The 10,238-nt window shown below is 49.5% G+C and carries 7 protein-coding genes and 1 pseudogene; 1 reads left to right on the top strand and 7 read right to left on the bottom strand.

What is annotated here, in order from left to right; translation table 11 throughout:
• The first annotated feature begins 298 nt into the window (after positions 1-298).
• Positions 299-901: pseudogene (locus tag OXG75_03620) on the top strand (AAA family ATPase).
• Between the two features lie 465 nt (positions 902-1,366).
• Here OXG75_03620 and coaBC read toward each other — a convergent pair.
• The 7 genes from coaBC to OXG75_03585 form a co-directional block, all read right to left on the bottom strand.
• Positions 1,367-2,557, bottom strand: a complete 1,191-nt coding sequence (coaBC, locus tag OXG75_03615; GenBank protein ID MCY3625073.1) for a bifunctional phosphopantothenoylcysteine decarboxylase/phosphopantothenate--cysteine ligase CoaBC — start codon at positions 2,555-2,557, stop codon at positions 1,367-1,369.
• Positions 2,558-2,618: 61 nt separating this feature from the next.
• On the bottom strand, positions 2,619-4,322 hold the full coding sequence (gene ilvD / locus OXG75_03610; GenBank protein ID MCY3625072.1) for a dihydroxy-acid dehydratase: 1,704 nt from the start codon (positions 4,320-4,322) through the stop codon (positions 2,619-2,621).
• A gap of 383 nt (positions 4,323-4,705) precedes the next feature.
• The gene (locus tag OXG75_03605) at positions 4,706-5,725 is read right to left on the bottom strand and encodes an amino acid ABC transporter substrate-binding protein (protein ID MCY3625071.1); all 1,020 of its coding nucleotides are present in this window, start codon (positions 5,723-5,725) and stop codon (positions 4,706-4,708) included.
• Between the two features lie 95 nt (positions 5,726-5,820).
• On the bottom strand, positions 5,821-6,540 hold the full coding sequence (locus OXG75_03600; GenBank protein MCY3625070.1) for an amino acid ABC transporter ATP-binding protein: 720 nt from the start codon (positions 6,538-6,540) through the stop codon (positions 5,821-5,823).
• 80 nt (positions 6,541-6,620) lie between these two features.
• The gene (locus tag OXG75_03595; protein ID MCY3625069.1) at positions 6,621-7,730 is read right to left on the bottom strand and encodes an amino acid ABC transporter permease; all 1,110 of its coding nucleotides are present in this window, start codon (positions 7,728-7,730) and stop codon (positions 6,621-6,623) included.
• Between the two features lie 12 nt (positions 7,731-7,742).
• Positions 7,743-8,915, bottom strand: a complete 1,173-nt coding sequence (locus OXG75_03590) for an ABC transporter permease subunit (protein ID MCY3625068.1) — start codon at positions 8,913-8,915, stop codon at positions 7,743-7,745.
• Positions 8,916-8,966: 51 nt separating this feature from the next.
• On the bottom strand, positions 8,967-9,986 hold the full coding sequence (locus OXG75_03585) for an amino acid ABC transporter substrate-binding protein (GenBank protein ID MCY3625067.1): 1,020 nt from the start codon (positions 9,984-9,986) through the stop codon (positions 8,967-8,969).
• Positions 9,987-10,238: the final 252 nt, after the last annotated feature.

Raw genomic sequence — 10,238 nt, 5'->3', positions numbered from 1 at the left:
GGGAAGAGTTCGGTTGTGTCTGAGCTGTGTTCGTGGAGGGAGTGAAATCCGGATTCGTAGTCTGAATATGTTGATAGGGGAGGTTTTTAGTTATGGGAGAATTACGTGCTGTTTAGGGGGCAACGCAATACGGAATGCAATTGCTGGACAATGCTCTTCTTCGCTCGGGCTCGCCCTCGCTGCGAAGAGCATTGTCCCCTATCGGTCCCTGTGCTAAACTCCCATGAAAAGAGATTATTGAAGTTAGTGGTGCACTTTAAAGTTCAAGTGGTGGAACTTAAAAAATAAAGATAAAACCGTTTTAGTTTTTGATGATCCGATAACCAGTCTGGATTCACCAAATTTAAAAATTCTTGCAGAGATAATACATAAGAAAACGCAAGAATTTGGGCAGGTTATAGTTTTTACACACCATCCCCTTTTCTTCAAATATTTAGCAAAATGCACAGACCCTAATCCATGCAAATTTGGCGTTCTAAAGAATGCAGATGAATTCGGTGGGAGTTTTATGTTTGTTGATCCCGGCTTTGATTTGGTTTCAGAAGTACAAAAATGCCAAGAGGAAATAAATCATAAAGCTCTAAATGGCACCTTAAAGCTAGAAGAAATTACTTTGAAATATGGTCAGCTTTTGCGTCTTGCGGTCGAAAAATTTATCAAAAATGACTTACTTATGTGGGACAAAGAGAAAAATTTTGGTGACCTGATAGAAAGTTTAAAGCAAAGCAAGAATAAAATGGGTAAAATCTCGGATAAGGATTTAGAAACAGTAATGAACATTTACAAATATTGCAATTACTCAAACTTTTTGCATGCTGACAAAGAAATTTCATCCTCCGTTTCAGAGCTGCAGACACATATCAATAAATTCGCTCAAATTTTAAATAAAACAACAATTTGAATATTTTCTTTTGAGCACGCGCATGCTTTTGAGGTTGCTAAATTTTGAGAAACAAAGCTTTTGAAGACTACTAACAAAATTTGATGAACTCAGCTAACCTCATAAGTGTTTAGCTTTGAAGATAAGTCCTGCCCACCGAAGAGTCAGTTTTCAAGAAAAAAAACAACGGAGTTCAAACCGTAATGCTTTCCGATGGGGTGCATTTTTCAAATAGCGTCAAAGAAGTCATCCTACGGATAGTCGGTCCCGACCGAGCGCCGTCACCCGTTGACCATGCCATGGATACGTTTTTTCTGTCCGAAGAGCGTTTAACAGACGACTTCATGACCGAGAGAGATAGCCAACAACAGCAGGAAAGAGAACTTTTTGATTCCTGAAGTGCTTCTACGAACAGTTCCAGCAGGATTGAGTAGATTTAGCCTTACGTCTGGGTGGTGGAGACAAGAGTCCTTAAGACCGATATTCTTATCTTCCCCCTATTTCCTTAATCCTGTCGAGGATTCTGTTTGCGAGTTCAAACTTGTTCATGAGAGGAAGTTCCTCGACTCTTTCCCTGTCCACGAGCCATGCGATGTTGGTATCTTCCCCGAAGCCCGCCTGCGGAGCCGTAACGTCGTTTGCTACTATGAGGTCTAGATTTTTTTCCTTAAGCTTTTTTCTGGAGTTGTTGATGAGGTTTTCCGTTTCAGCGGCGAATCCCACCAGGATCCTGTCTTTTTTGTCCTTCCCGAGGGATTTCAGTATGTCCCGGGTTTTCTTAAGGGGGATCGAAAGCTGTTTTTTCGATTTTTTTATCTTCTGCTCCGATTTCTCGCAGGGCGAGTAGTCGCTTACGGCTGCCGATTTTATCACGATATGAGATTGCTCAAAGCGCTCGTGGATTCGCTCGTACATATCATTGCAATCCGTTACCCGCACTACCTCCACTCCGTGGGGGTCTGGAAGGGAAGAGTGTCCCGAGACCAGAGTCGCCCGGGCTCCGCGAAGCCATCCCGCCCGGGCTATCGAGTAGCCCATTTTGCCGGTCGAGGGATTGGATATGAACCTCACGGGGTCTATGTGCTCCCTGGTCGCTCCGGCGCTTACCAGTATGCTTTCTCCCGCGTAGTCCTGCGGAGTGATCGCCTTCTGGACCTCAAGGGCTATAACGTCCGTTTCGGCAAGCCTTCCCCTCCCGGTCCATCCGCAGGCGAGATCTCCCTCGTCGGGTTCCACTATGGTGAATCCGTGCCGCCTCAGTTTTTCCATGTTTTCCTGAACTATCGAGTTTGAGTACATGTTCGAGTTCATGGCCGGGCAGACGATTACAGGAGCTTTCGTCGCAAGTATGACGGTTGCGAGCAGGCTGTCGGCTATTCCCGATGCGATTTTGCCTATGAAGGACGCGCTTGCGGGCGCGACCACCACCACGTCGGCCTCGTCGGCGATTTTTATGTGACCTATTTCGGATTCTGAAGTGAGATCAAAGAGATTGGAGGCGACCTTGTTTCCGGAAAGGGTCTGGAGGGTTAGGGGGGTTATGAAACGCTCGGCGTTTCTGGTCATTGCGCACCGAACCTCGGCCCCGTCTCTAACGAGTGACCTCACAAGTTCGCAGGACTTGTAGGCGGAAATGCCGCCCGTTATTCCCACCACGACGTTCTTTCCACGAAGCAACTCCATGGAATTAAAGTATATTCCCGTTGCGCAAATAGGCAATACGCGGGGCGAAGCGACCCTAGATCCTGTCTGTTACCGCTCCTTGGGATGCGGAGGAAACCAGCCTTGAGTATTTCGCCAGCACGCCGGTTTTTTCTTTCGCCGCAGGTTTCTTCCAAGCTTTCTTTCTTTTATCGAGCTCTCTCTTCGATACGTTCAGGGTTATTTCCCTGCTCTCAGCGTCAATAGTGATTTCATCCCCGTTCTTTATTAGTGCCAGGGTGCCGCCGTCAACCGCCTCAGGCGTTATATGTCCCACGACGAAGCCGTGCGTTCCTCCGGAGAAACGCCCATCTGTGATAAGCGCCACGTCTCCTCCGAGTCCCTTGCCCATTACAGCCGCCGTGGGCGCAAGCATCTCCCTCATTCCGGGGCCGCCCTTCGGACCCTCGTACCTTACCACTATCACGTGCCCCTTTTTAACCCTGCCGTCGAGAATAGCCTTGAGGCTCTGCTCCTCGGAATTGAACACTATAGCCTTCCCGGTAAAGGAGTTGCCTTCCTTGCCCGTTATCTTCGCCACCGCCCCTTCCGGCGCGATGTTTCCCTTGAGAATCACTATGTGAGCCGATTCCTTTATCGGGCTCTTCACCGGGAGAACTATCTTCTGTCCCCTGGGGTATCTTTTTACTCCCCGCAGGTTCTGCTTGAGGGTCTTTCCGGTCACCGTCATGCAGTCGCCGTGGAGAAATCCCTCGTCAAGGAGGATTTTAAGCAACGGGGTGAGCCCTCCTATTTTGCAGAAATCAGACATCATGTACTGCCCGCTTGGCTTAAGGTCGGCGAGGACCGGAACTTTCTTCCCGACTCTCGTGAAGTCGTCTATCGTCAGTTTCACCCCGGCGGCGTTTGCCATTGCCAGGAGGTGAAGAACCGAGTTCGTCGAGCCTCCGAGCGCGACAACTACCGTTATGGCGTTCAGGAAGGCCTTTTTCGTCATTATGTCCCGGGGAGTTATGTTTTCTCTTATGAGGTTTACGACCGCCGCTCCCGCGTTTTTGCAGTCCTCCACCTTGTCCTTTGAAACGGCCGCTTGGGCCGAGCTGTTGGGAAGACTCATCCCGAGAGCTTCTATTGCCGAGGCCATGGTGTTTGCGGTGTACATCCCCCCGCAGGAACCGGGTCCTGGAATGGCGCAGGACTCGATTTCCTTAAGCTCGGAATCGGTGATGTCGTTATTCGAGTGCGCTCCCACGGCCTCGAACACCGAGACGATGTCCACGTCCTTTCCCCTGTAGTTGCCTGGAAGTATCGTCCCCCCGTAGACGAACGCCGAGGGTCTGTTGAGTCTTGCCATCGCCATCAGGCACCCCGGCATGTTCTTGTCGCATCCTCCTATGGCCACGATGCCGTCAAATCCTTCTCCCGCGGTCACCGTTTCGATCGAATCGGCTATGACTTCCCTTGATACAAGCGAGTATCTCATTCCCGGAGTTCCCATGGATATTCCGTCGGATACGGTAATGGTGTTAAAGATTATGGATTTCCCCCCCGCCTTGTTCGCTCCTACGGCCCCGTGTCTCGCGAGCTGGTCTATGTGCATGTTGCAGGGCGTTACCATGCTCCAAGTAGACGCTATTCCCACGACTGGTTTCTTAAAATCCCTGTCGGTAAAACCCACCGCTCTCAGCATGGAGCGGCTCGGCGCCCTGTGCGTTCCTTCCACGTAGATCGAGGAGTATTTTCTCGGGGTTTCTTTCTTCTTAGTGGTTTTAGTTGCCAATAGAGCATTCCTCCTTGTGTTGACCGTACCATGTTCGGTTAATCAATTATTGCGGTAAATTCTAACTTAAAACACCCTCTCACGCGATAACAGAAGGCGGGGGCTTTTCCCGGACTTATCCGACACTCGCGATTAAATCGTTTGAAATATTCCGGCCGAAAGCGAATACAGAAGGAAATTTCCCCCGTCATCTATAACATAATGAGCAGAGAATGATTTGCCATGCTATGGGAGAAAAGGGATGGGATATATCGTTTTCAATAGAAGACAAATAAGAAAGCAAGTTCCAAAAGAGCGGTTAGCACTTAGCAGGAAAATAAGAATTAGTGATATCAGTATGTTGCGATTCCAAACCGTCAAAGTCGGGACGATTTTATTTGCGATCAGCGAATGGGCGCTGCGTACAAAATCCCCCCTGATTTCCAGGAAGCGTTAAGTCCTCTTTGAAGCGCTAGAGGAGTATTGGGGCCCAGATGCCTTTCGAATATCTCCCCGTAGTTGCCTACTGCTAAAACTGCGTTAACGGCCCAATTCTTGTCAAGACCGAGCATCTCGCCCATGTTGCCTTCGGTGCCTAGAAAACGGTTCATGCTCGGATTATTTCCAGGCTTTTTAGCGAGACCCTTGACGTTTTTCTGAGTGATGCCCATCTCTTCTGCGATAATCAGCGCGTTAACCACCCACTTTCCGATATCAGCCCAACGGTCATCGCCATGGCGCACCGCGCCGCCCAGCGGCTCTTTTGAAATGATTTCGGGAAGAATTATGTGATCTGAAGGCTTTTTCAGCGCCGCTCGCGTAGAGGCTAAAGCCGACGCGTCGGTGGTGTACACGTCGCATCTTTTGCTTTCATATGCGACGATGCTCTCTTCATTGGTTTCGGTATTGACAGGCTCGTACCTCATTTTATTGGCTCTGAAGTAGTCCGCCAAGTTAAGTTCCGTGGTGGTGCCGGTCTGGATGCACACCGAAGCCCCGGCCAACTGTGTTGCTGACGTTACCCCAAGACTTTTGCGAGTTAAAAAGCCCTGACCATCATAGTAGTTAATGGGCAGGAAGGTCAGTTTCAGGTCAGCGTCACGACTCAGCGTTTCAGTGGTGTTGCGGAACAGTATGTCGCCTTCGCCGGCATTTAGCTGGGCAAAACGCGTTCTATTCGTAGACGGTACGAAATTTACCTTGTCCCCGCTTCCCAGCACTGCGGCGGCTACGGCGCGGCAGAAATCGACATCAAAGCCTTGCCAGCCGCCTTTTCCGTCTGGAGAAGCGAATCCGGCCAAGCCTGATGAAACAATACAGTTGAGCTTGCCCCGCGCTTTCACATCCTCAAGGGTGCCAGCATCAGCCATGACTGTGAATGAAAACAATACGGCAATAATTGCCAGAAACTTCGTTGCTCTCATATCCACTATCTTCTTAAGCAGAATGAAACGTCTTGAATTTAAGGACGAAATCAGATTCCTGCCCCTTCCCTTATGTAAAACAACTGTATTTTCCATCAGTGATCTAGTATCTGGCTTAAAAACAGCTTCGTTCTTTCATGCTGTGGGTTCAGGAAAAAATCATCGGGGTTGTTCTCCTCAATTATTTCTCCGTTATCCATGAAGATGACACGGTCGCCGACAGTTCTTGCGAATCCCATTTCATGGGTCACACATATCATGGTGATCCCTTCGCTTGCCAGCTGAATCATCACGTCCAGCACCTCCTTGATCATTTCAGGGTCAAGTGCCGATGTGGGTTCATCAAACAGCAGTATCCGGGGTTTCATGCAGAGACTTCGCGCTATCGCCACGCGCTGCTGCTGGCCCCCGGAGAGCTGACCCGGGTACTTGTCCGCCTGCTCGGGAATCTTGACTCTTTCCAGGTATTTCATGGCAGTTGCGTTTGCCTCCGCAAGAGGCATCTTGCGGACCCATATAGGAGCAAGGGCACAGTTCTCAAGCACCGTCAGATGCGGAAACAGGTTAAAATGCTGAAAGACCATGCCCACCTCGCGCCGAATGATTTCGATGTTCTTGATATCATGGGAAAGCTCTATTCCCTCAACGATGATTTCCCCCTGCTGGTGTTCCTCCAGCCGGTTGATGCATCTGATTAACGTTGATTTTCCCGAACCCGATGGGCCGCATACAACAATTTTTTCCCCGACTCCGACATTAAGATTGATGTTTTTGAGCACATGGAACTTGCCGTACCATTTGTGCACATCCCGCATTATTACCGCGTAGCCCTCTTCGGCCGATTTTGTTTTCTCATTCGTTGGTTCAGATTTTTGGGTCATCTGTGCTATGCTCCTTATCTTTTATGATCGGTTTCCAGTTTACTTTCAAGGTGCTGTGAATATCTTGCCATCCCAAAACAGGAAATAAAAAAGAATATTGCCACGAACAGGTAAACTTCGGTGGAGAGTCCCGTCCACCTTGTATCTGCGAGAGATGCCCTGCCTATCCCAAGAGGATCCAGAAGTCCGATAATAATTACCAGTGTTGTATCCTTGTATAATCCGATAAAAGTATTCACTATGCCGGGTATGGAAATCTTCATCGCCTGGGGCAATACGATCAGCCGCATAGCGGACCAGTAGCGAAGCCCCATTGAATCCGCGGCCTCGAACTGTCCTTTCGGTATTGCCTGCAGACCTCCGCGGATAACTTCCGCCATGTATGCCGACGCGAAAAGGGTAACCATGATCAGCACGCGTAGCAGAAGATCGAAAGTCACTCCCGGAGGGAGGAAATAGTTAAGCATCGTTGAAGCTACGAACAGAAGAGTAATCAACGGCACTCCGCGGATAAACTCGATGAAGCCTATCGAAAATATCTGGATGGCGCGGAGCCTCGACTGACGACCCAGAGCCAGCAGAATCCCGATCGGCAGTGAAAACCCGATGCCAGTTATCCCGATGACCAAGGTAAGCATGAAACCGCCGAACTGGTCGGTTTCGACAGGCGTAAGACCTAGTCCTCCGACCAGAAGCCATGCGGTGACGAACGGGAAGGCGACCGCAATATGAAGAGCGTACTTGCGATAAGGCGCTTTTTCGAAGAGTATCGGAAAGAGAGTGAAAATCAGTAGAACAAGCGAAAGATTCACCCGCCAGCGTTCAGCGGCTGGGTAAAAACCATAGGTGAACAGGTTAAGACGTTCGCCGATAACTGCCCAGCACGCACCGCCAGCCTTGGCACTGCATTCATCTCTGCTTCCCCCGGTAAATGCCGCGTCAAGAAACAGCCAGTCCGCAAGTGCGGGAACGGTTTCAATCAGAAACCAGAGCGACAGAAGCGTTAAGACTATGTTTGTGGCACTTGAGAAAAAATGTTTTCTAGTCCAGGCGTAGATTCCTATTACGTTACGAGGCGGCGGAAGATCGGGGTGTTCTCCAACTCTATAGGTTTCCTTGTTTATGACTATTTCCTCCTAACGTTCAACCAGCCTAGTCCGTTTGTTGTAGATGTTCATCGCAAAGGATATCAGCAGGGATAGCGAGAGATACAGCACCAGCACGATGATCATGCATTCCATTTCTCTGCCCGTCTGGTTAAGCGTAATGCCGCCGATGGTGGCGACTATGTCCATGTAACCGATCGCGATGGCCAGAGATGAATTCTTGGCAAGATTAAGATACTGCGAGGTAAGCGGCGGTACTATCACCCTCAGTGCCTGGGGAATCACGACTAGGTTAAGTGTTCTGCCGTGATTTATCCCGAGGGCCAGGGATGCTTCGGTCTGCCCGTAATTGACGGAGATGATGCCGGCCCTTACTATTTCGGCGATAAACGCGGCTGTATACAGGGAAAGCGCAATCCAGAGTGCGGTGAATTCAGGCCTGACCACAATACCTCCACTAAAGTTAAACCCCGTCAGCGCGGGCAGCTCAAACGTGATCGGACCACCTATCAGAAAATAGGAGATAAACGGAATTCCTAGGATGGCCCCCAGCGATATCCAGAACACCGGGTAGTGCTCTCCTGTTTTTCTTTGTGTATCCGCTGCATATCTGCGGAACCATATTGTGAAAATAATTCCCGCGGCGAACAGCCCCAGAATCACCAGAAACAGAGGTTCAAAAATCGGTCTGGGAAGAAAGAAACCGCGATTAGTCAGAAACGCGATATCGCCGAGACTTTGCGCGTCTCTGGGCACGGGAAGCGTATTAACTATGATCCCGTATACAAGGAGTATGTGGAGCAGTACGGGTACATTCCTTACGTAATCAATATAGATGTGGGCAAGCTTGCTTGCCAGCAGATTTTTCGACAGTCGCAGAACGCCCAGCGTGAATCCAAGAATCGTTGCCAGAATGATGCCGCTTATCGCTACCAGGAGGGTATTTAGAATTCCCACCAGCATTGCGCGGAAGTGAGTGGAACGGGACGTGTATTCTATTAGATGCTGATTTATATCATAGCTTGCGGGTTCCCACAGATAGCCGAAACTGAAACCTTTGCCTATTGCCTCAAGGTTGACAATGGCATTTCTTACGATGTAGGCGAACAAGCCGAAAAGCAGCACGACTGCGACGACCTGGATAATAACGGATCGGGAATGCTCATCCCTCCACAATCGAGACAGAAAAGCTTTTGGATCCATCACATTCGTGCTGCGGCTTCGGCTTGAGTCATTATTGACGTTTACTCACGATCAGCGAATGGGCGCTGCGTACAAAATCCCCCCTGATTTCCAGGAAGCGTTAAGTCCTCTTTGAAGCGCTAGAGGAGTATTGGGGCCCAGATGCCTTTCGAATATCTCCCCGTAGTTGCCTACTGCTAAAACTGCGTTAACGGCCCAATTCTTGTCAAGACCGAGCATCTCGCCCATGTTGCCTTCGGTGCCTAGAAAACGGTTCATGCTCGGATTATTTCCAGGCTTTTTAGCGAGACCCTTGACGTTTTTCTGAGTGATGCCCATCTCTTCTGCGATAATCAGCGCGTTAACCACCCACTTTCCGATATCAGCCCAACGGTCATCGCCATGGCGCACCGCGCCGCCCAGCGGCTCTTTTGAAATGATTTCGGGAAGAATTATGTGATCTGAAGGCTTTTTCAGCGCCGCTCGCGTAGAGGCTAAAGCCGACGCGTCGGTGGTGTACACGTCGCATCTTTTGCTTTCATATGCGACGATGCTCTCTTCATTGGTTTCGGTATTGACAGGCTCGTACCTCATTTTATTGGCTCTGAAGTAGTCCGCCAAGTTAAGTTCCGTGGTGGTGCCGGTCTGGATGCACACCGAAGCCCCGGCCAACTGTGTTGCTGACGTTACCCCAAGACTTTTGCGAGTTAAAAAGCCCTGACCATCATAGTAGTTAATGGGCAGGAAGGTCAGTTTCAGGTCAGCGTCACGACTCAGCGTTTCAGTGGTGTTGCGGAACAGTATGTCGCCTTCGCCGGCATTTAGCTGGGCAAAACGCGTTCTATTCGTAGACGGTACGAAATTTACCTTGTCCCCGCTTCCCAGCACTGCGGCGGCTACGGCGCGGCAGAAATCGACATCAAAGCCCTGCCAGTTGCCTTTTCCGTCTGGAGATGCGAATCCGGCCAAGCCTGATGAAACAATACAGTTGAGCTTGCCCCGCTTTTTCACATCCTCAAGGGTGCCAGCATCAGCCATGGCTGTGAATGAAAACAATACGGCAATAATTGCCAGAAATTTAATTACTCTCATAACTACCTCCTTTGAGCTTAAATGTTTTTGAATTATCGGTTAAACTAAACTACTTTCCTCAATTTTAGAGTTAAAGGCACTTCTAAAAATACCTTTTCAGTTAAACTTCAAACTTGAAAGCACGACAAATAATATCCGCTCATCCCCCCCCCGTCAAATTACAGGGTGGCTGTGTGTGTGGATACAAAACAATGCCGGAGGAAGGAAAGTGGAACAGCTGGATTTCGGAGAAGGGGACAGGTACGTGAGACT

The sequence above is a fragment of the Candidatus Dadabacteria bacterium genome (assembly GCA_026705445.1).
Lineage (GTDB): Bacteria > Desulfobacterota_D > UBA1144 > Nemesobacterales > Nemesobacteraceae > Nemesobacter.
Note: the sequence above shows the minus strand (reverse complement) of the source record. Positions and strands in the feature narration are given on the sequence as shown.